We start from the raw sequence: 22,483 nt of genomic DNA, 5'->3' as shown, positions 1-22,483 counted from the left end.
CATCAGGCCGGAAAGATAAGCGCCTTTTGAAGGCTCCGGGCGCGCGCAATCTGGTTTGGAAGGTTGAGCCGTTCCTCGCAAAGGTGGGCCAGTGCGCGCCGGATTTTGGCGTCGTGTCGCCCAAAGTGCGGGCCGGCCAGCACCACTAGCCGCCAGAGCTGACGATGGCGCAGAAGTAGGGTCTCAATCTCAGGATGGTGGAGTGATGCGAGTTGAGCCGAATGGTTTTCTGATAGCTGAACGGTGACGTTGGCTTCCTTGAGCGCCATATCGGGCGACGGACAATACACAATGATACTTCCATTGGGGACGCCAACCGCAGTACATAGCTCGTCCTCTAACCTAGTCCGCGCACCATCTGCATTTTCATGAAACTGTCGCCTGAGGCCCTCCAGGTAGTCATCGTCCAACCCATCGCGCGTGCACAGAAAAACTGGCTTATACAACTGGCGCGTAGCCAGTGATGTCAATAGTTGCCGCACATCTGGCAGGGACTCAACCCGTTCCTGTAACACATGCAAAAAGGCATCATCCCGCAACTGAATGAGATCGGCGTAGCGAAAGTGTCCGGCGGCAATCGCCAGTTCCAAAGCTTTTGACAACATCGCGCCGGCCGCGACTTTGGCGTGATGAAAATACACGCGCTCCGTCAGAAGGTAACGCATCCGCAAAACCTGGACGACTTCCGACAGCGCATCGTGACGAAACAGTCCATGGCGTTGGAGGTCGAGCGCAAGGCGTCCGCCCAGGCGCGTGAACAGCGAAAAAATTCGGTTGTCGTAATCAATCGTCAGCCCGCAGAAAGCAGCGTCGCGTCGGAGATAGTCGAGTAGGTCGGCGCAAATCGTCCCGGCGAAAATATCCCGTAGAAATTGGTCTTCAGTCGTTGCCAATATGCCGCCGGTGAGGTAGGGGCGGATGGCCGGGAGCAGCCCCTGCCGCTTGAGTTCATCGCCAACCCCATCAGCCAAAGCGTTTTCCAGCCGGGATGGGTCGGCATCGTGGCGCGGGGCAATGCGCCGCTCGTCCTCGAAGGTATGGCCGAATGGAACATGGGTAATGTCGTGTAGCAGAGCGGCTGCCCGGACGTGCCGCCGGTCGTCCTGGCTGAAGCGATGCACACCTTTTTGTTCAAGGCTTTCAATGATTTTTCCGGCTAGGTGACAAGCGCCGAGCGAGTGCTCAAAGCGCGTGTGGACTGCGGAAGGATAAACTAAGTTGCTGAGTCCAAGCTGTTTGACCCCACGCAACCGCTGCATGGCGCGGGTGTCGAGCAACCGTATCTCGTCAGATGAAAAGACCATATCGCCATGCACGGCATCGCGGATGGTCTTCCCCGACCGGTCGGCGCGACTGGCAGCGGTCGTGGGCGGACGACGAGCAGCCCGTAATTGGTTGGTGAAGGTTTTGACAGGCTTCGACAAGGGTGTTAATTTTCGCTCGCTTTCCACTTCGTACTCAAAGTTGATTCAGCCCTCATCGTGAAAGGGGAGAGAGCGGCCAATGCGTCGTAAAGTTTTGCTGGCAGATGACAGCTTGAGCATCCAAAAGATGTTCGGGCTGTACCTTGAAAAATACGACATCGATATCATCACGACCAGTAATGGCGAAATGGCGATCTCGAAGCTTCCCAATGTGTGCCCCGATCTCATTCTGGCCGACGTCTTTATGCCGGGGCGCAGCGGCTATGAGGTGTGTAAGTACGTCAAGCAGCATCCAGGTTTCAAGCACATTCCCGTTTTGCTTCTGAGTGGCAAGTTCGAGCCTTATGACGAGAAAGAAGCTGAGCGTGTCAAGGCCGATGGGCACATCATCAAGCCCATCGGGGAACAGGAGTTTGTTTCGCTCATTCAGACGGCCCTGGAACGCGCGGGCAAGAACGCTGCCGCTCCACCAACACCAATAGCGCAGACGCAAATTTTAGGCTCTGTTTCACCGCCGGTCGCGCCCAAGGAACCTTCCGCGCTCGGCAGTAGCTTGCCAAAGTTTAACTTTGGCAGCCCGGTCGGTGACCCCAGTTCGGAAGTTCCACCGCCGACCATCAAGGTTTCGCCCTCAATGCTGCCTTCAATGCTGGATGATGGGCGACTACCGGACCTGGAGCCGCTTTTGCCGCTCGATACCGCGCCGCCAGCCCAGACAACCGAAGAAGCCACGGATTTTATTCTCGACCTGCCGCCGCCGGAACAAGCCCCGCCGGTGCTGAGTTACCCAGAACCGCCCAAAACCCTCTCGTCACCAATCGCGCGGCCAACTTTCTCCCAGATGCCCACCCCGGACCTTGGGACGAAAACAGCTCGGTTTACTCCTTCTGAGTTGCCAGAGTTGCTTGGGGCTGCGGTTGCGCCGCCCTCGGTTGATGTGGACTCACCACTGGAGCTGGATGACGCGCCGCTGCCGGCCGCCCAGTCGTCTCAGGTTGAGTCATCTCAGGTTGTCCCGGCCGAGCCGCCGCCAGTAGTGACTGAAGCACCTCCGGCGACGGCCGCCGAAGACATCGCCCCGGTCAGCAGCGTGAGTGCGCTGGTCGAGCCAGCCCCAATCGAGACCCCGGACGTGGTTGTGACGCCGCCAGTCCAGGTCGCACCACCCTGGTCGCCATCGGTGACAGTTGAGCCGCCAGTCACCACACCGCTCGAAACACAGGCTGAAACATCGTCACTGAGTCCCGTGACGTCCTCACTTGAAGCCACCCAAACCAGCGCGCTGCTCAACGAACCGATTCCGCCGCCTGATTTTCTCACCGGACTGGTTTCGCCACCGGCACCGACCGAACCACCCGCGCCTTCGGTCGAAAGCCAGCCAGATGAACCGCCGCCCAGCTTGGCAACGGCCACGACTTCGCCCGAACCAGCGGGGATGGCAACGATGCCGGTTTTTGAAGTCGTGATGGAGGACGAGCCTCCCGTCCGCGGTACGGACCTGCTCCCAGACGAGTTGCTTGCCATCCGAAACCAGCAGCAAGTCGAACCCGTCCCAGACACTACCTCGCCGCCAGTGGTGACGGCTACTGCCCCGGCCACGGTCGAGGAGCCTGTTTTTCAACCTTTCACGCCGGAGCCGATCCCATCGGCTACGCTCTTTGCGGCGTCCCCCACCCCATCCGTGCCAGAAGCTGCGCCGGAAGCAGATGCCAGCGCCGCGCTAGACACGCCAGTTCAGCCCAAGCCACTGACCGCGACCGAGGCGAGCCTGCCACCGGTCTTTGCTTTGCCGCCGCTCGATGAAGAGGCAGCCCCAGTCAGTGAAGCGGAATCAGCGCCACCCGCCGAGATGGCCACCGAGATGGCCACGGGAGTGGATGCGACCATCCATGAACCGGCTTTGCCTCAACCGACGAGCGTTGCGCCTGCTTCAGCCCCAATAGGGGTCGAGCCAACGGTGGTTGAAAGCGTGGGCGCTTCGCCAGCCATGGAAAGCCTGCCGGTGACGGTCACACCGACTGACCAGGCGCTTCCAGCCGAAGCGCAGCCGATGCTGACCGACCGGGCGCCGACACCGACTGAAACCGCGCCGACCCTGACCATGCCGCCGGCTGCCGAGCTAGCAACCGGCGCTCCTGATTGGTCAAATTTCACCTTGCCGCAAGCCGTGGTGGATGACATCGTGCGGCGTGTCGTTGCCGAAATTTCTGACCAGGTGATCCGCGAAATTGCCTGGGAAGTCGTGCCCGACCTGGCCGAGCTGCTCATCAAAAAACACCTTGCCAATGGCGTCGGCCAGCGGGGGTCGAATGCGTGACGCCGTACTCAATGGAACTGCCACGCAGGTTGACCCCGGAGAGGAAACGTTTGCGGCGCTTGAGTCACGGCATGGCTTAGGCTTGTACGTGCCGCGGGGCATCACCCTGACCCGCGGGCAAGGCGCTTATGTTTGGGACGCCGATGGACGGCGCTACCTCGATTGTACGGCCGCCTACGGCGTGGCTAGCCTCGGCCACTGCCATCCAGCCGTCGTGGCGGCAATCAGCCACCAGGCCGCAACGCTCATTGCCTGCTCTGGCTCGTTCGGCAACGACCAACGCGCTCAACTTTATGCCGAACTGTCCACCGTCCTTCCGGCCGGGCTAACACGAGTCTTCTTCTGCAACTCCGGGGCCGAAGCTAACGAAGCCGCGCTCAAGTTCGCGCGCTTGACGACCGGCCGCACCGGTGTCGTTGCGGCGATGCGTGGCTTCCACGGACGCACGGCCGGCGCGTTGACCGCAACCTGGGAGCCAAAGTACCGCGAGCCATTCGAGCCGTTGCTACCCGGCTTCAACTATATTCCCTACAATGACCTCGCGGCGCTTGAAGCGGCCGTGACCGATGACGTCGGCGCCGTCATTCTCGAAGTCATCCAGGGAGAGGGCGGCGTCCAGCCGGGGACGGCCGATTTTCTCCAGCGCGCTCAACGCCTGTGTTCAGACCGTGGGGCGCTCCTCATCGTGGACGAAGTGCAATCGGGCTTTGGGCGAACTGGGACGTTTTTTGCTTGTGAGTCCGTTGGCCTTCAGCCCGACATCCTGACCATGGCCAAGGGCATTGCCAGCGGTTTTCCAATGGGCGCCGTGGCGTTAGGGGAGCGCGTCGTGAAGCTATCACCGGGTCAGCATGGGACGACGTTTGGCGGCGCGCCCCTGGCCTGCGCAGCAGCCCGCGCAACCCTGCGCATTCTCAGAGCGGAGCAGCTCCCGGCCCAGGTCGCAGCGCGTGGCGCATGGTTTCTTGAGCAGCTTCGCGCCATCCCAAGCGAGCGTATTCGGGACGTTCGCGGACGTGGCTTCATGATCGGCGTTGAACTCACCGAACCAGCCGCCCCATACATTGCGGCCGCGCAAGCGCGGGGGCTTCTGGTGCTCAATGCTGGCACGCAGGTCATCCGCCTCCTCCCACCACTCATTCTGACCGAAGCCGACTTGGCTTTCGCCATCGGGGTCCTGACGGAAGTTCTCTGCTCGCCGAGCATCTAAGTCGTCGCAGGTAGGAAGTCACTGATGCCAAAATATTTGGGGACACCCGGCCGGGTGTCCCCAAGATAAGCGTTGAAGCTGCAAGCTGGCTCAGTTGACGGAAAAGGAAACCGGACTGGCTTCAGCCCGTTCTTCAGTCACCACCACCTGCCCGTCGCGCGCATCCACGGTAAAGGCATTCGCGGCGCTCCACTGAAGCGTAATCGGGAGTTTGACCTTTTCATCAATCGTCCGCTTGAGGAAACGCGCGCCATAGGCCGGGCTGAAGCCCTGCTGCACGAGCTGGTCAATGGCGGCTTCGGTGACTTGCATGGACTTGCCAAACTTGGCCATCTGCCGCTCGATTTTCTTGAGGTAGAGCACCGCTATCTGCCGCACTTCGTCCTGCGTCAGCGGCGAGAAGACGACAATCTCATCAATCCGGTTCCGAAACTCCGGCGAGAAGCGCGTCTCGGCGGCTTTCAGCACTTCGTTCTTGATTTCCTTCATGTCGCCAAGCGATTTGACGCCAAAACCAAGCGGCTTCATGTACTTCTTGAAGTTCTCGCTACCGAGGTTCGAGGTCATGATGATAATGGCATCGGATAGATAGACCTTCTTACCACGGCCATCCGTCAACCACCCCTCGTCAAAAGCCTGAAGGAACAGATTGAGCAGATATGGTGACGCCTTCTCAATTTCGTCGAGGAGCAGAACCGTGTAGGGATTGTCCCGGAGACGCTCGGTCAAAATGCCGCCGCGCTCTGAACCAACGATGCCGCGCGGCATGCCGATTAGCTTTTCGACCGCAACGACGCCGTCTTGGTACTCGGACATGTCAATCCGCACCATCTTTTGCTCATCGCCGAACATGAACTCAGCCACGGCCTTGGCCAGCTCAGTCTTGCCGACACCGGTCGGGCCGAGGAACAACAGCACGCCGTCTGGCTTGTAGAAGTTTTCTTTGAGCGGACCCTTGTTGAGCCGGAGGCGGCGCGCCACACTCTCGACGGCTTCGCGTTGCCCAATGACCCGCTTGGCCAGTTCGGCTTCCATGTTGGCAAAGCGTTCGGTCGTTTCGCGGAAGATCATGTCGTGTGGGATACGCGACTCCTGGGCAATCACATCAATCACATGGTGCTTCAGAACCCGCGGGTTATCGGGTTGGTTGATCTCCACCTTGACTGACGCGGTGTCCAGCCAGCCGATGACTTTGTCCGGCATGTGCAAGCTACGAATATAGCGCGGGGCCATCTCCAAAGCCGTTTCCAGGGCTTCGTCAGAAATCTCCACAGCGTAGTTCTGTTCGAGGCGTGGCCGAACCCCATGCAGAATTTTGCGTGTGTCCTCAACGCTTGGCTCGGCAATGACCACTGGGCGAAAACGGCGGGCAAGGGCCTCATCTTCGGCGATATATTCTTTATATTCAGTCGTGGTCGTGGCCCCGATGATGCGTAGTTCACCGCGCCCAAGCGCCGACTTGAACATGTTCGCTGCGTCAGCCGCCGCCCCCATGGCCGAGCCAGCGCCAACGATGGTGTGAACCTCATCAATGAACAGAATGAGGTTTTCACGCTCTTTGACTTCGTTGATGACGCCTTGAATGCGCTCCTCAAACATGCCGCGTAGCATCGTCCCGGCCACGACATTTGAAATCTGCATCGAGACAATGTGCGCATTACGGAGGCGACGCGGCACACGGTCTGGTTCCAGCTCAATGAGTTGAGCGAGACCCTCGACGACCGCCGTTTTCCCAACGCCCGGCTCGCCAATCAAAATAGGCGAGTTGGCGCGTTCGCGGTGGCAGAGGATTTCAATCATCTGCTGGATTTCTCGCTCCCGACCAATCACCGGTGGCAACTTCCCTTCACGCGCCAGCTTGTTGAGGCTCGTTCCGAAGTGCTTGATGTAAGGCGGCAACTCAAACTTCCGGCTGATGCGCGCCTCGCGCTCCTCGCGCGACTTGAGCCGCGAACCCACCCGCTCGATGACGTCTTGCGGGTCGGCCCCAAACTGCCGAAGCACGGAAACCGTTACGCCGTCCTCGTCTTGAAAGAGTGAAATGAGCAAGTCAGTTGAGTCTATCGCCTGTCGCCCATTCTGACGCGCCCGACGCATGGCTTTGTTGAGAATGTCACGTGTGGCATCGTGGAGTTTCATCCGCTTGCCAACAAACTGACGTTGGATCGCTAGACGACCATCCAGCGCGTTGCGAATGGCCTGCGGGTCGAGATTAAGGCTCTGCATGATCTCATTGAGAAGCGGACGCTCGACTTCCGTCAGGGCAAGGAAAATGTGTTCTGGCGCAAGAAAGTTATGCTCGCGGTTTTTCGATTCCTCATAGGCGCGGCGCATGACGCGCTGTCCGCTTTCTGAAAATCGGTCTGCGAAATCGCCAAAGTCAATCATAGCGTGCCTCGGTGAGGATGATATGGGTCGTTTATGTGATGCGCATCCAACCGACGAGAGCCTGTGGAGACGCAACGTACCTGCCGGCGGGGAGTGGGTAAGCCAGAAGCGAGAATACCATACACGCTGGTTACGTCGAATGGTTCTTTACCTAGGTCATGCCGGAATTTCCGTTTCTGAAAGCACAGCCGTCGAGGTTTCAGCCCGTCCAACGCAAACCAGGGCCGGCCGAATCAGTTGTTCGCCTAAACGGTAGCCCGGACGAGTCTGAGCGACAACCTGCCCATCCTGCTCCGAACTCACCGTGGTGGTCTCGACCGCTTCGTGAACCTGTGGGTCAAAAGGTTGCCCAACGGCCTCGATGCGCTCGATATTATGGCGCTGAAGCGCCTGGCTGAGAAGCCGCTGCATGGCCATAATTCCGGTCAGAAGGTCATCTTTGGTGGCTTTCTCGGCACCGGCCACCATCAAATCTAGGTTGTCAAACACAGCTAACCAATCCTCAATCAGCGCGAGACGTTCACTCACCACCCGCTGCTCAAAGGTACGCTCCAGACGGCGGCGCGTTTCGCGCAGCTCCGCCTGGGTTTTGGACTCAAATTCGACAACCTGCGCCCGGAGGCGCGCGAGTTGAGCTTCACGCTCTTCAAGTTGCATCTGAAGCTGCTCAAGCGTGGGCGAGTCCGAATCAAGCGAGCCAGTAGCTCCCTCCACGGCTGCGGTGGAAGCCGATTCTGGGTTCTCAGTATCCATGTACAACCGGCGCTTGTCCGTAACCTGAACAACCGGCACAGTGGCGTCGGTTGTTTCGCGTGGTTCATCGCTCATGTCCAGCTCCTTAGCGGGGAAAGTTTTGTCCAATCACAGTTTGGTTCAATCGGTCGGACGATGAACAAAGCTGGAAACGGCTTTGTTCATCATCCGATGAAGGCTCAGGCGAGAACAATTTCGCCAACCACACGGTTAGCTGACTTGAATACGGTTAGCTAACCTGAATGCTGATGTTCTTACCCTGTGCCATTTCACGCTTCGGGAGTGAAACCGTCAGCACGCCCTGTTTGTATTCCGCCCGAATGCCGTCCTGGTCAACCGTCGGCGGCAAGGTGAAAGTACGCGCAAAACTACCATAAGACCGTTCAATGCGGTGGTAATTCTCACGTTTTACCTCGGACTCGAACTTCCGCTCGCCAGTTACCGAGAGACGGTTGTTATCCACGCTCACGCGGATATCTTCTTGCTTGACATCGGGCAGCTCGGCCTTGAGGACGATTTCCTTTTCGGTTTCGTAGATGTCCACCGCCGGCGACCAAGTCGCCGCTGCTTCATCTTGCGCCGTTGAACGCGGGAGCAAACCGGCCTCGCTGAAGAGGCTGTTCATCCGATTTTGCAGGGTGATGAGTTCACGAAATGGATCAAAACGTTGCAGTGTCATGGCTTGATTACCTCCAAAACAACAGGCAAAACAACAGGTTCAGGCAGTTGGCTAGGCATTGACCGTTTCCGCCACGGCCTCGACCACTGCTTCAGGCGTAAAGGTAAATGCCTCACCAGTCTCGTTGACATCCACTCGAATGGTCTGCCCATCAAGGATCGTACCATCGAGCAACTTCAGGGCCAGTGGGTTCTGAAGCAAGTTTTGGATCGCGCGCTTGAGTGGGCGCGCGCCATAGGCCGGGTCAAACCCTTCACTGGCCAGTAAGTCCTTAGCCGCATCGGTCAGGTGCAGGTTGATTTGCCGCTCGGCCAACATCGCCCGCAGCCGTTCCAGTTGCGTTCCGATAATCTGGTGCAGTTGCCGGCGTCCGAGCGGGTGGAAGATGACGATTTCGTCGACACGGTTGAGGAACTCCGGCTTGAAGACGCTGCGCAGTAAGGTGAGCACCCGCTGGCGCACGTCAGCGTCGGTCTCAGGATCACCGCCCCAGTCCAGAATTTCGCCGCTGCCAATGTTTGAGGTCATAATAATGACCGTGTTTTTGAAATCCACCGTCCGGCCCTTGCCGTCAGTGAGGCGTCCGTCATCCAGGACCTGGAGCAGTACGTTGAAGACATCTGGGTGAGCTTTTTCGATTTCGTCCAGCAGGATGACGGAGTAGGGCCGGCGACGGATCGCCTCGGTCAACTGCCCACCTTCGTCGTAGCCCACGTAGCCGGGAGGGGCCCCGATGAGCCGGGCGACGGTATGTTTTTCCATATACTCCGACATATCGAGCCGAACCATGGCTTGTTCATCATCGAAGAGAAACTCCGCCAGGGCACGGGCCGTTTCCGTTTTGCCAACGCCGGTTGGCCCGAGGAAGATAAAGGAGCCAATCGGACGGTTTGGGTCCTGAAGTCCGGCACGCGCCCGCCGTACCGCATTGGCGACGGCGCGGAGCGCATCGGCTTGCCCAATCACCCGCTGCCCCATCCGTTCTTCCATGTGGACGAGCTTCTGCACTTCGCTTTCGAGCATCTTGGCAACCGGGATCCCGGTCCACTTGGCAATGACCGCAGCAATGTCGGCTTCATCCACTTCTTCCTTGAGCATCGCGCCGGCTGATTGCAGGCTAACGAGCTTGGCACGGTTGGCTTCGATGCGTTGTCGCACCTCATTCATTGAGCCATAGCGAATTTCAGCCACCTTGGCGTAGTCACCAGTGCGTTCATAGCGTTCAGCTTCGAGTTTGAGAGTTTCGAGCGTTTCTTTGTCTGCACGAATGGACTCGATGATTTCTTTCTCATTGGTCCACCGGGCTTTGAGCGCGGCGCTCCGTTCGCGTAACTCGGCAACCTCTTGTTCAATCTTGGCCCGCCGCTCACGGGATGCCGGATCATCTTCCCGCTGGAGTGCCTGGCGTTCAATTTCGCGCTGCATGATGTCGCGCTCAATTTCGTCAATCTCAGTCGGCAGGCTGTCAATCTCAATCCGCAACCGGGACGCGGCCTCATCAATCAGGTCAATGGCCTTGTCCGGCAGAAAGCGGTCGGCAATGTAACGATTCGACAGGGTGGCTGCCGCCACAATCGCGGCGTCCTTGATGCGGACACCATGGTGAACCTCATAGCGTTCCTTCAGTCCGCGCAAAATGGCAATCGTGTCTTCCACCGTTGGTTCGGGTACATACACGGGCTGGAAGCGCCGCTCTAGGGCGGCATCCTTCTCGATGTGCTTCTTGTACTCGTTGAGCGTTGTCGCCCCAACACAGTGCAACTCACCCCGCGCCAGTGCCGGTTTGAGCATGTTCGAGGCGTCAAGTGCGCCCTCGCTGGCACCGGCCCCAACCAGCGTGTGCAGTTCATCAATGAACAGAATGATTTCGCCGTTGGAGCGCACAACTTCTTTGAGCACTGCCTTGAGGCGATCCTCAAACTCACCGCGGTACTTGGCACCGGCCAGCATCGAACCTAAGTCGAGCGTCATCAGCCGCTTGTTTTTGAGTGATTCCGGCACATCCCCCGACACAATCCGCATGGCCAGGCCTTCAACGATGGCCGTCTTACCAACGCCTGGCTCACCAATCAGAACCGGGTTGTTCTTGGTTCGGCGGGACAGGACCTGAATGACCCGACGAATTTCGTCGTCACGGCCGATGACTGGATCGAGCTTGCCCGCTCGCGCCAGTTCGGTGAGGTCGCGCCCATACTTCTGAAGTGACTGGTACTTTGACTCCGGGTCCTGGTCAACGATTCGCTCGTTACCGCGTAGCTCCTTGATGACTTTCAAAATAGCGTCACGTGTAACCCCCTGCTGCCGGAGAATCCGACCAGCCTGACTTTCCTTGTCTTCAGCCAAAGCCAGGAGCAAATGCTCCGTGCTCACATAGGCATCCTGAAGCTTGTCAGCCTCTTTGCGCGCATTGACAAACAGCGTGGAGACCCGGCCGGAGAAGTAACGCTCACCACCGGTTACTTGCGCCAGCTTGCCGAGTGCGTCCTGGGTTTCTTTGAGGATGCGTGGCACCGGCGCGCCAATCTTTTCCAGCATGGGCTTGGCGATACCGTCGCTTTGTTCAAGCAGGGCGACCAGGAGGTGTTCGGGTTCAACCTGGGGGTGCTGCCGCTCCTGGGTCATGGTCACAGCGGCGGCAATGGCTTCTTGGGCGCGGAGGGTAAACTGATCGTGTCGCATGGCAAACCTCGTTACTGGGGGAACCAGCCATCTTTCTTAGTCCGAGGCTAATATAAAAATCTTAGTCACTCATTGTCAAGATTAATTTTCCTGGATTGACCTGGTACAGGGTCTGCCCTCCCGATGAACCAAACGGATGAACCAAACATTGGATTGCGGGGGGTACGACTTTGGCTTCGTAAGGCGCTTTGCTAGGTTTTGAACTTGAGCCTTGATCTCGGCGTTTGCACAGACGTCGCATCAAGTCAGGAGTGAGTGGGATGACTTGGCAAACAGGTAGGCAGTCGGGTTGGCAGGTGATGGCCGGGGTATTCCTGGTCGGAATGTGGCTTGTCGCTGGGTTACTGGACCGTCCGGCGATGGCGACGGACGTTGTCCTGACCCTTCCCTTCGAACATACAACAGCGCGACCTGAGCATAACTGGATTCGGGAGAGCTTTACGGTTGCCCTAGCGGAGTTACTCGACTCGCCGGGACTGATTGCTGTTCCGCTCGATGAATGCCACCTGGCGTATGAGAAACTTGGGTTGTCACGTACTGCTCTGCTGACCCGCGCCACCGAAATCAAGCTGGGCGAAGCCGTTGGCGCTGACCTTCTGGTGCGCGGCACATACGCGGTGACCGGCGACGGCAAGGACAGCACGTTGACCGTCCGGGCACAGATGATTTCCCTGCGCGAAGGTAAGCTCCTTGGCAGCGAGCATGTCCTCAGCGCTCCGTTGGCCGATCTCCAGGTTGTCCAGGGCAAGCTGGCGTGGGAGTTGCTCTACCAACGGAACCCGGCACTCCCGTTTTCGCGTGACCGAATCATTGCGCGGGCGACCCGTACCGCGCCCAGCGCCTATGAAATTTATGTCAAAGCCTTGGTTACTGAAGATGGCGCTGATCGAACGCGGCTGCTCATCCGAGCCATTGAAGATGCGACGCGCAACGCGCAATTGACCTTTCCACAGGCATATTTTGAACTTGGGCTGACCCACTACCGGGCTGGACGCCACGGCGAAGCTCTAACTTGGCTTGAACGGGTTCGCCCGACTGATCCCCGTGGACTCGAAGCCAGCTTCTACTTGGGCGTCTGCCAAATCCTCTCCAATCAGACCGACGCCGCTATCAAAACACACACTGCCCTTCTTGGGCCGATGCCACTTTTTGAGACCTATGTCAACGCCGGTGTCGCGCAGATGCAGAAAAACAACTTTGCTGAAGCTGCGCGCTTGACCAAGCTGGCCTCCGATACCGTCCCACTCGACGACGAAGCGCTTTTCAACTATGGCTATGCACTTTGGCGCGACGGCCGTCCGACAGAAGCCATCGCGCCACTGGAGACCTTGACCAAGCGAACGGCAACAGAGGGACGTGCCTGGTACGTCTTGGCCAAGAGCTACGCCAAGGTCGGGCGTGCCGATGAGGCCGCCGCAGCTCTGGATGCCGCCAAGCGCTATGCGCCGGATTTCGCCAAGTGGGAAACCAGCGGCAAGCCCCCGTGGCTGCCCTACGTCAAGACCCGCTTCAACCGCGAAGCCTTTCACCGTTTCGCGCGCGGCGAAGAACAAAGTCGCCAGCAAGCCTTTCTTGGCGTGTCGGCACTCCAGCGCGTCGAATCGCTGATGCGTGAAGCGCAGACGGCCTTTCTTGAAAATCAGTCTGACCTTGCCGCTGAGAAGTTGGCTCAAGTCATTCAAATCGCACCGGATTACAGTGATGCCCACTTCCTGCTGGGGCGTGTTCACGAACGACGCGGGGATTTGCCGGCCGCCGTCAATGCGCTCAAGGCAGCCGTCTTTTGGAATCCCAAGCTTACGGCGGCGCATGTCTTGCTTGGTCGCATTCTGCTGACGCAGGGAGAGCGCGCGCGGGCCGCAGCTCACATTCGGCAGGCCCTTGACCTCAGTCCCAACGACCCTGACGCGCAGGCCGTGCAACGCCTCCTGCTCACGACACCACAGTAACGGCCAATCCAGGCAACGGAGCCAAGTGCCATCCCCGGCACAGCCGGCGGGCATTTTTTGCTTGGCATCAACTGGACGCAGAGGTATCACCTGGCACTTTACAGGGAGGTTACACTCTCGAAACACGACGTAACATTGTTGTTTAGAAGAATGTTACGTCCCCTATTTAGCGTCTTCCTCAGTCGCAAATCGTCACCGCCACCACAAGGCGGACTTGTGTTTCAACGGCCCTCGTGGCCCTGAGGAGGATGGACTTATGTTCAGGCAATACCTGACTCGTATGCTGTGCGCCGTCATCTGGACGGTCGCCCTAGCGCTCGGCGCGTTTTCCAGTGCGTCGGCCCAGGTTGGGGCGACCGGCAGTCTTGGCGGCGTCGTGCAGGACCCGAGCGGCGCGGCGCTACCGGGCGTCACCGTCACGGTTAAATCAGATGCCGGGGTCGAGCGCACCGTACAAACCGACAACAACGGTCGGTGGCTCGTGCCGGTGCTTCCAACTGGGATTTATCAAATCAGCTATCGCCGGGATGGCTTCAAGGAGCTTGACCGCAAGGGGGTTGAGGTCGAAGCCGCCGTGCCACGGACGGTTGATGTCAAGCTTGAAACCGGTGCTGTCACCGAAACCATCACCATCACGGAGGACGTGCCGCTGCAAGTCGTGACGACGACGGCGGCGACCTTCCGCCAGATCAATGCGGAACAGCTCACCAAGGTTCCAACGTCAACGCGCAGTTTCACGCACCTGCTTTCAACCGAAGCCGGCGTGGCCGCCGATTTGCCACCGGTGTCGGTCAACGGCAATGGCAACGTCTCACCGGCCGTCAACGGGACGCGCACGACCAGCACCAGCTTGCAGTTCAACGGGATTGACGCTACCAACATCACGAGCAACGAAGGCTCACTCGATGGCAACATTTCGCCCGCGCCGGAAACCCTCTCCGAAGTCAAGCTCCAGACCAGCCTTTATGATGCCTCAACCGGGCGCTCCGGCGGTGGGAACTTTCAGCTTGTCACCAAGAGCGGAACCAATGAGTTTCACGGCGCCGCCTATCATTATCTGCAAAACGAAATCTTCAACGCCAATGACTTCTTCTTCAACCGCGATGGGATTGACCGTCCGCGCGCCCGGCGGAACGAAGGCGGCTTCACGATTGGCGGCCCCGTCCTGAAAGACCGGTTGTTCTTCTTTGGCGGTTATCAGCGAACCCAGGCCAGCACAGCGTTTGTGCCTACGGCCAGCAGTCTTACCGTCTTGCCGCAGTTTCTCCAGATCATTGGCAGTGACCGGTCGGCGGCGCGGATTGCCGCGGCGGTCAACCAGCTCAATCCTGGTTTGAACCTGCTCCCGTCTGAAATTAGTCCGGTGGCGCTCAACTTGCTCAATCGCCGCAATCCAGTTACCGGCGGGTTTCTCATTCCTACTCCCGGACCAAACGCGCGGCTGATCGGGACGGATAGCGGGACGGGGCTGCCTGGGCTGCCCACCAACGTCACTGGAAACAACGTCACCGTCACCTTTACCAATAGCGCCACGGGAACGACCCGAAATGTCAATACCGGGTCAGCCGGCGGCACACGCGGCAATCCAATGCTCCAGGAGCGGATCGTACAACCGGCAAATTTCACCCAGGATCAAGTCAACTCACGCCTAGACTGGCAAATTGCCGGCAATAACCGCCTAAGCGGGGTCTTTTTCTTTGCCGACTTCCCGGGCTTCGATCCGTTCACCTCGCCGACAAACCTTGCCTCACCGGCGACCATTCGCCGCGCTGACCAAAACTACTCGGTGGCGATTTCAGACGTGCACACCTTCTCGCCAACCCTCATCAACGAGTTTCGGTTTGGCTACTTCCGGTTGCGCAATTCACGCGCGTTGGACACACCGTTGCTTGTCCAGCCAGACGAAGTTGCCCGCACCTTCAACGCAACCAGCCCACAGGCTTTCAACCCAGCCTCAATTTTTGACTCAGGAACGAACTCTTTTCGTCTTCCCCGCATCGTGACACGCGCCAGTAACTTCTCCATCAATGGTCCGAACGATGCGTTCAACAAGCGCCTCCAGAACACCTACTCGCTCTTCAACACGCTGACCTGGGTCAAAGGCGATCAGACCTTCCGGTTTGGGGGTGAGTACAAACGTCATTTCTTTGACACTGACTTGCCAGAAGAACAGGGGCTGGAGTTTGAAAAGCTTGAAAACTTCACCCAGTTTCTCGCCGGGCGCGTCACGGAAGCCGACACGCAGTATGGCTTCACGCAAAAGAACTTCCGTTTCTTTGACGTAAGCCTGTTTGCGGCCGCCGACTGGCGCATTACGAATAACTTCACGCTCAACTATGGTGTCCGGTATGAATACTTCGGGACGCCAAGTGAAAAACGCGGGCGGTTCGGGAACTTTTACCCAGACTTGGTCACCGACCCCAATAACATCATCACCGGCTTCGTCGTGCCGTCGAATGCCAAGCCAACTGGCTTCGCGGCCATTGACACCTCGATTGACCGTTCGGTGCGGGCCAACAGCCGCAGCACCATCAACGATGACCGAAACAACTTCGCGCCGCGGGTTGGCTTTGCCTGGACGCCCTTCAACGATGGGAAGTTTGTCGTCCGCGGTGGCTACGGGTTTTTCTATGACCGTCCGTCGGCGGCGTTCATCAATACGGTGTTCAGCAACTATCCTTTCCTACGGGAAATCGAAGTGACGGCTCCGGCCGGCAACGTGCCGTTCACGACTGCCTTTTCGCAGCAGGACCCGAACCGCCCCTTCTTCCAGTTCCTCACTGGTCTTCCAGCCCAGGGCATTCCTGGCTTGCGCGTAGTGCGGACAGCCGGCGCAACCGGAACCTATACCATTCGGGATGGCACGGGCGTAACTCGGCAGGCGGATGGCTCACTCAATCCGATTGACCCGGCAACCGGCCAACCATTCCTCGGCAATGTTGCAGAAACTTTTGAGTTTCGCGCGGTTGACCGCCGGCTGCGAACGCCTTATATCCAACAGTGGAACTTGGGCGTGCAGTACGAGCTGCGCCGGGACTGGATCGTGGAAGCCCGCTACATTGGCACGAAGGGCACGAAGCTGCTTCAGGCGCTCATCCTCAATCCCGTTTTTGACCTCAATGACCCCAGCACACCGGACTTGATTTATGAGCGGTTCAACCAGGCCTATGTCGCGGCCGGTAGCCCCAACGGGCCACTCAATCCGGGCGCAACGGCCCGCCAACGTGGCATGGGACGGGCGTTTGGGTTTCCGAACGTGGCATTTCCGGTTGGTGACCCCCGGCGCACCATGGACCTCAACGTTGCCAACACGGCTGGCTCAGTCCTGCCTTTTGAGGCCCGTGGATTCTACCTTGGGCTGAACATCCCCGAAGCGGTGTTGCTCACATCTTCGGCAAGCTCTATTTATCATTCACTCCAGTTGTCAACGCAGCAGCGTTTCAACTTCAACGAGTCTTATGGTGGGTTGAGCTACTTTGCGGCCTACACGTGGTCGAAGTCCATTGACGACATCTCCGCCGACCCCGGCAGCACGGCCGGGAACGCCCGCCCGGATACGCCTAACGTTGGCTTCGTGGCTTCGGGCAATCCCCGTAACCTTCGCGCCAACCGTGGTCCATCTGATTTTGACCGGACACATCGCTTCAGTGCGACGGCCGTGTACGATTTCCCAACCTTTGGTTTGACCAACCGCTTTGTCAAAGGGTGGGCATTTTCAACCTTCATCCAGGTTCAATCGGGAGCGCCCTTCAGCATTTTCTCCGGTGAGCCTGAAATCTCGGCCGTAGGTACGAACGGCGCGAACTTTACCAGCCTGCGCCTGGGTTCGGGCGGTTTGTTCCGACCGGGCTTTGGACGTCCAAATCTCGCGCCTGGCGCAACGATTAGCGACCTGCGGCGACGGGGACCTGAACCAACTGCGCAGTTCTTCAACCCGGCAGCACTGGCCTCACCACTTGGTGATCACGGCAACCTAGGTCGAAACATCTTGCGCGGCGCGTTTCAGAAGCGGGTGGACTTCAGCCTGGCAAAGAACACCTCGATCACAGAGCGCGTCGGGATTGAGTTCCGGTGGGATATTTTCAATGCCTTCAACAACGTGAACTTTGCGTTGCCAGGCAATGACCTACAGGATCCGGGTGACTTTGGAACCATCACCAATACTATTGGCGGACCGCGGATCATGCAGTTCAGCCTGAAGGTACGGTTCTAATCGGTCCGCTCGGAGCCGGCAAAACCATCACCGGGCGTGGAGACTTCCCGCGCCCGGTTTTTTGCTGAACGACACGCTCTTGTGCTTAACTGCTTCTTAGGGCCATGAACCGAAGGCGAGCTGAAGCACACAGCACCAAACAACTGGCTTTGTGCTTGGTAAGGTTGCAGTGTCAACGCTGAGACTACAGTCGTGGGCAACCCTTACAATGCTTGCCGCACTTTTTGAACTTTTTACAGCACTTGTCTTTGCGCTTGCTTCGACTGAGTATCACGGCCTAGCTCCTTGCCAAGAAAACCTGGCGCTAGACTACTCTAAATCGAAAACGGTTTTCAAATCTAAGTTCCAACTTATAACGGCAACGTATCCGAATCTGGTGGGATGACCTGATACGTGACCCGCTGCCACCGTGAAATGCTGCCGGCGGATGAGGAACCATCCCCGAAAGCGAGCCATCGCCGAAGCGGACGACCATCGCGGGCAGCCGGGCGCGACCAAAACTTGCCATCGCCGTGAATCCGTGCCACCCCGTTGAAGCCAATGCGGAGATCAGCCCCGTGCAGCACGATGGTATAGGTGTTGATGCCGGCGCAGGGATTGCACGCATAGGCCAATGTCGGCACACGCAGCAACCGGATGCCCTCTGGCTGAATCAACAGCGCATCAGCGTGACGGTCATTTTCAAACCAGATGGCGCAACCAGTGGCATCGCGCTCACCGACGTAAGCCACAAGCTGCATCCTGACTTCAATAACGACCTTCTGCTCGGCGGTGACATCCCACGGCAAGTAAAAGAAAGCACTGTTTTCCGCGCTGTAGGTCGTATCAAGCAACAGGGACCCATCTGGCTCGGTCCGAATGAGATTGTTGCCCGACAGCTCGACGCCCCACCCAAGTATTGTGGCGGCGGCATGCCGCGGGTGTGAGGCGGGCGGGGTTGCCGGTGAAACCAAACTAGGTTGGACTAAAACTGGTTGGCTGGGTGGCATGCTCAGGGGCGGCGTGCTGGATAGCTCGGACGGCTGGGCTGCGGCGCCATGCTCTGTCTCTTTCGTAAAGGCCGCTACGTCAGCCGGCGCCGAACTTGGTCGGGAAGATAATGCAAGTGAGGACAGCGATTCGCTGACAGTTTCAGCTTCACTCAGTGCCCCCTCCGGAGTCTGGGCGTCCGCAGCAACAGACAACGGAGCCGCAGACAACGGAGCTGCCTGCCAGTGGCTGGGCGAAGGGGGAGACTCCAGTCGAACTGATCGAACCCGTAGAATGCGGTTTGCATTGGAATCCGCAACGTAAAGGTCATGGTGAAAACCCACAACGATTCCGCGTGGAGCATCGAGTTCAGCCTCGCGTGCGGGTCCAGTCTGGCGGCCACGGCGCTGGCCACAAATCAGCGCCGCCGTGTAGGTATCTGTCCCAGTTGGGGTCAAACGCAGGACGCGATGGTGATTGGTATCGGCCACGTAGAGGTTGCCAAACACATCCGCGGATAATCCGTTTGGAAAGTTCAACTGGCGCTCTTGGCCGCCGCCAAACACGGTTTTTACCGTGCCATCTGGAAAAACACAGCGGATGGCATGGTTGGCGGCATCCGTGACATAGCACCGCCCGGACACATCGAGTGTAATGGCATACACCCAGCCAAACATTGCCCGCGCGCCGATACCGTCCCGAAAACCACGCGCTTGTCCGGCAAGGGTTTGTACTTGCCCATCCGGCGTTATCACGCGAACCACAACCCCATCCGTAACATACACGATGCCATGCATATCCACGGCAAGGCCTTTGGGTCCTTCAAAGCTGGCAGCGGTCACCGGGCCGTCTTCGATTGTGGGTACGCCCGTTCCGGCAAGGGTTCGCACCTCGCCATCTGGTGTCACGACGCGGACGCGGGCGTTGAGATGGTCGGCCACATAGACTTCACCCTGTCGCCCGACGGCAATGCCGAGTGGCCCGTTGAATTCGGCTTCATTGCCGCGTCCGTCCCGAAACCCGCGCTGGTGACCGCCAGCCACCGTCTGTAGATAGCCATCGGGAGTGAGCTTGCGAATGGCATGGTTGAAGTGATCGGCAATGTAGAGTACCCCCTCGGCGTCAAGGGCCAAGCCGACGGGATGGTTGAGTTGAGCGACGGCGCCAACGCCATCCACCAACCCAGCCGCCCTCCCTGTCACAACCTCGACAACCAAATCATCGAGATCGGTTGTCGTTAATCCGGCTTGCGCGGCGAAGGGTGGAACGCCATGTGGAACCACCGTGCCTGGCTGAGGAACGATCACCGCGACGGAAGGCTTAGTCTGCTTGCTGTCTTCGGGTGCCGGCGGCGCACCAAACTGTTCGGTAGGACCCTCCAGCGCCACATTGAGTGGCGAAGCGCCGTGGTACAGTCGAACCAGTCGGATGGCATGCTGCTCACGGTCGGTGACATACAACCGATCATTGAAGTGCGCGAGCGCCGTCGGCATCCAGAACTTGGCTGTTTTTTCATCGCCATCACTGTTTCCTTGCTGGTCACCGGCGATCCGTACGACTTGGCCTCCAGGCAATACAGCCTTGAGTGAGAAGTCAGCAACATCGAGTACATACAGCGTGCCATCCGGGCCGACGCAAACCGCCACGGGGTGCAAAATCGGTGTATCCGTTTGGGCATCCGGGCCGACCGGCAAGGTCGTTACTTGGCCGTCCCGGCTTAGTTTACGCAGGCGGCGGTTGCCGGCATCGGCGAGGTAGAGGTTGCCGACCCGGTCAAGCGCCAACCCACTCAGGGTATCGAACTGCGCTGTGGCGGCCGGGCCGTCCAGACAACCTGGTTCGCTACCAGCCCGGGTTGTCACCATGCCATTCGGGGAAATACAGCGAATCCGCGCATCATCCGCCACATACACCGTGCCAAGCGCGTCCACCGCGATAGCGCGCGGCGATTTGAAGCGCGCCTGCTTGCCGACGCCATCGCGCGTCCCTTCAACGCCGTCGCCGGCCAACGTCGTCACGGCACCATCCAGTGTCACCCGACGAATACAGGCGTTATTGAGATCGGCGACATAAAGATAACCCGACGCATAGGCGACTCCGCGTGGCCCATTGAACTCAGCCAGCAGTCCGAGGTCATCCCGGTTGCCGGCGCGACCGTTGCCGGCCAAGGTGCGCACCATGCCGTCCACCGAGATTTGCCGAATGCGATGGCCACCGAAGTCGGCAACATAGAGATTGCCCTGCGGGTCACAGGTAATTCCGTTTGGACGCAAAAACTTGGCAACCGACAGCGGCCCGTCGCCGTAGCCTCCGTCACTTATCGTCAGGGTGCTGACCGCAATCTTCCAATCTGGTAGTCGCTCTCGCTCTGGTGGGTGGGCTGGCAGGTCTTCCAGGGTCGAGATATTGGTTTCCTCGGCTAGGCGACGGGTCTCAACCAAGCTACTCGGGTCAAACTCAACGGCTTCGATTTGACTCATGGAAATCCGGGCGTCAGTGACCGACTGCCCAGCAACGGCAAAGCTGTCGAGTATGAATCGGGCGACGCTCTCTCCGACATCGAGCGCCGCGACCGGAACGGCAACCATCAGAAGCCCGCGCGAAAGCGTTGCCGGAGACGAACCGGTGCGAGTAATCACGACTCCCCAAAACAGGTACGGGATGCCTTGCCACACCGCTTCCAGTTGCGCGGTAAGGCCGGTGTACAATCCGGTTGTGAACTTGTCCCCGCGAATGCTTGGTGGCAGCTCATCCAGCAGGTCATTCAGCGCCGATGCCAGCGTCCCCTCTTCAGAAACGTCTGGTAAGTAGTCGGCAACAAACCGGAAAAGCGCAGCCATACCATCAGTGCTCCGTGCACCATACTTGAAGCCTCTCAGGTGAATCACTTCCCACTGAGCTGGATGGACAAAAGCGTATGTTTCGCTTTCAAATTTGACGACCTCTCCATCAAACGGCGGTATAGGCGGTGCTTCAAGTTGGTTCTGGATTGGCTCCGACATCGCTGGTAATCACCTCAATCGAAACGACTGGCGGAAATAGACGGCAAGGCCCGCAAACGTGACTTTTGCGGATGGTAGATGAGAGCTATCACGCAAGATTGAGTTTTCCTGGTTGCAACTTATACTTTCTAACGTCGAAATGGGTTTCGGCAACCGCTTAGCGATAATTTTGACGATAATCGAGGCGATCGCTAGGTTTGCCCTAACTACCAATGCTGTTTTCTGAGCGGAACTTCAAGAGCTATCTTCAACGACTGCTGGAACGTATCCATGCCATCGCAGATCGAAGCTGAAATTAAGTTGGCTGGCCCGACGCTCGATGCGCTCCAGCAACGACTGACAGCGGCCGGGTTTACGCTGGAACTCACCACACCGCGCCACTTCGAGGACAACTGGCTCTTTGACACGCCTACCCGGTCGCTCTTCAACACACGTCAGGCGCTGCGGGTTCGTCTTCGGGATGACCTGGATGGCGCGACGGTGACGCATAAAGGTAAACCAGTCGAAACCCCGGCAAGTGGCGTCAAGGTTCGTGAGGAGCTTGAATTAACCGTCTCCGATGGTCACACGCTCATCCAGTTATTCAAGAAGCTAGGTTTTGAAAAAACCTTTCGTTACCAGAAGTTCCGCACAATCTATCGGCTCCGCCACTCAACCGGTCTTGACCTATGGGCCATGTTTGACGAGACCCCGATTGGATGCTTTGTTGAACTCGAAGGCGACCAAGCAGCCATTGAGCGCCTGATTCAGCAGCTTGGACTGGCGCGCGATGACTACATTACCGCCTCTTACCCACGACTCCAATTTGAACGTTGCCAGGCAATGGGACGGCCACTTGAAGATATGACTTTCGCTTTGGCGGTTGGTGATGGACGATAGAAATAGCTCGCTTGACTGTTG

General features: G+C 58.4%; 11 protein-coding genes. 5 read left to right on the top strand and 6 right to left on the bottom strand.

Annotated elements, in window-relative coordinates; genetic code table 11:
* Nucleotides 1-2 precede the first annotated feature (2 nt).
* A complete protein-coding gene (locus J8C06_RS03115; protein ID WP_211429335.1) occupies nucleotides 3-1,424 on the bottom strand; it encodes an HD domain-containing protein in 1,422 nt (473 codons plus the stop codon).
* Between the two features lie 79 nt (nucleotides 1,425-1,503).
* Here J8C06_RS03115 and J8C06_RS03110 point away from each other — a divergent pair, with 79 nt between their 5' ends.
* Both J8C06_RS03110 and J8C06_RS03105 read left to right on the top strand, forming a co-directional pair.
* Nucleotides 1,504-3,741, top strand: coding sequence for a response regulator (locus tag J8C06_RS03110; RefSeq protein ID WP_211429334.1), 2,238 nt, complete (start codon nucleotides 1,504-1,506; stop codon nucleotides 3,739-3,741).
* Nucleotides 3,734-4,951 carry an aspartate aminotransferase family protein gene (locus tag J8C06_RS03105; RefSeq protein ID WP_211429333.1) on the top strand — a complete coding sequence of 406 codons (1,218 nt, stop codon included), beginning with the start codon at nucleotides 3,734-3,736 and terminating at the stop codon, nucleotides 4,949-4,951. Before J8C06_RS03110 ends, J8C06_RS03105 begins: the two co-directional genes overlap by 8 nt.
* Nucleotides 4,952-5,041: 90 nt before the next feature.
* Here J8C06_RS03105 and J8C06_RS03100 read toward each other — a convergent pair whose 3' ends face one another.
* The 4 genes from J8C06_RS03100 to clpB all read right to left on the bottom strand — a co-directional run bounded on the left by J8C06_RS03100 (nucleotide 5,042) and on the right by clpB (nucleotide 11,450).
* Complete coding sequence (locus tag J8C06_RS03100; protein WP_211429332.1) at nucleotides 5,042-7,339, bottom strand: AAA family ATPase; 2,298 nt, start codon at nucleotides 7,337-7,339, stop codon at nucleotides 5,042-5,044.
* A gap of 156 nt (nucleotides 7,340-7,495) precedes the next feature.
* Entirely contained in the window at nucleotides 7,496-8,167 is a 672-nt protein-coding gene (locus tag J8C06_RS03095) for a nucleotide exchange factor GrpE (RefSeq protein WP_211429331.1), read from the bottom strand.
* A 154-nt stretch (nucleotides 8,168-8,321) separates the two neighbouring features.
* A complete protein-coding gene (locus tag J8C06_RS03090) occupies nucleotides 8,322-8,771 on the bottom strand; it encodes an Hsp20/alpha crystallin family protein (protein ID WP_211429330.1) in 450 nt (149 codons plus the stop codon).
* A gap of 51 nt (nucleotides 8,772-8,822) precedes the next feature.
* A complete protein-coding gene (gene clpB / locus J8C06_RS03085; RefSeq protein WP_211429329.1) occupies nucleotides 8,823-11,450 on the bottom strand; it encodes an ATP-dependent chaperone ClpB in 2,628 nt (875 codons plus the stop codon).
* Nucleotides 11,451-11,710: 260 nt separating this feature from the next.
* Here clpB and J8C06_RS03080 point away from each other — a divergent pair, with 260 nt between their 5' ends.
* Together J8C06_RS03080 and J8C06_RS03075 are read left to right on the top strand one after the other, a co-directional pair.
* Nucleotides 11,711-13,399: a tetratricopeptide repeat protein gene (locus tag J8C06_RS03080; RefSeq protein ID WP_211429328.1), complete on the top strand. Its 1,689-nt coding sequence runs from the start codon at nucleotides 11,711-11,713 to the stop codon at nucleotides 13,397-13,399.
* A gap of 256 nt (nucleotides 13,400-13,655) precedes the next feature.
* Nucleotides 13,656-17,612 carry a carboxypeptidase-like regulatory domain-containing protein gene (locus J8C06_RS03075; protein WP_211429327.1) on the top strand — a complete coding sequence of 1,319 codons (3,957 nt, stop codon included), beginning with the start codon at nucleotides 13,656-13,658 and terminating at the stop codon, nucleotides 17,610-17,612.
* Between the two features lie 350 nt (nucleotides 17,613-17,962).
* On the opposite strand, the gene J8C06_RS03070 is transcribed toward J8C06_RS03075, so the two are convergent.
* Nucleotides 17,963-21,421, bottom strand: a complete 3,459-nt coding sequence (locus J8C06_RS03070) for an NHL repeat-containing protein (protein WP_211429326.1) — start codon at nucleotides 21,419-21,421, stop codon at nucleotides 17,963-17,965.
* A 432-nt stretch (nucleotides 21,422-21,853) separates the two neighbouring features.
* Here J8C06_RS03070 and cyaB point away from each other — a divergent pair, with 432 nt between their 5' ends.
* Nucleotides 21,854-22,462 carry a class IV adenylate cyclase gene (gene cyaB / locus J8C06_RS03065; RefSeq protein ID WP_211429325.1) on the top strand — a complete coding sequence of 203 codons (609 nt, stop codon included), beginning with the start codon at nucleotides 21,854-21,856 and terminating at the stop codon, nucleotides 22,460-22,462.
* The last annotated feature ends 21 nt before the right edge of the window (nucleotides 22,463-22,483 follow it).

Source organism: Chloracidobacterium validum, from assembly GCF_018304825.1.
GTDB lineage: Bacteria > Acidobacteriota > Blastocatellia > Chloracidobacteriales > Chloracidobacteriaceae > Chloracidobacterium > Chloracidobacterium validum.
The sequence above is the reverse complement of the archived record's forward strand: the minus strand, read 5'-3'. Positions and strand labels throughout refer to the sequence as shown.

Coding starts and splice junctions, on each gene's coding strand:
- J8C06_RS03080 (WP_211429328.1), top strand. CDS start 11,711: ATGACTTGGCAAACAGGTAGGCAGTCGGGTTGGCAGGTGATGGCCGGG.
- J8C06_RS03090 (WP_211429330.1), bottom strand. CDS start 8,771: ATGACACTGCAACGTTTTGATCCATTTCGTGAACTCATCACCCTGCAA.
- J8C06_RS03105 (WP_211429333.1), top strand. CDS start 3,734: ATGCGTGACGCCGTACTCAATGGAACTGCCACGCAGGTTGACCCCGGA.
- J8C06_RS03070 (WP_211429326.1), bottom strand. CDS start 21,421: ATGGCTGCGCTTTTCCGGTTTGTTGCCGACTACTTACCAGACGTTTCT.
- J8C06_RS03110 (WP_211429334.1), top strand. CDS start 1,504: ATGCGTCGTAAAGTTTTGCTGGCAGATGACAGCTTGAGCATCCAAAAG.
- J8C06_RS03075 (WP_211429327.1), top strand. CDS start 13,656: ATGTTCAGGCAATACCTGACTCGTATGCTGTGCGCCGTCATCTGGACG.
- J8C06_RS03095 (WP_211429331.1), bottom strand. CDS start 8,167: ATGAGCGATGAACCACGCGAAACAACCGACGCCACTGTGCCGGTTGTT.
- cyaB (WP_211429325.1), top strand. CDS start 21,854: ATGCCATCGCAGATCGAAGCTGAAATTAAGTTGGCTGGCCCGACGCTC.
- clpB (WP_211429329.1), bottom strand. CDS start 11,450: ATGCGACACGATCAGTTTACCCTCCGCGCCCAAGAAGCCATTGCCGCC.
- J8C06_RS03100 (WP_211429332.1), bottom strand. CDS start 7,339: ATGATTGACTTTGGCGATTTCGCAGACCGATTTTCAGAAAGCGGACAG.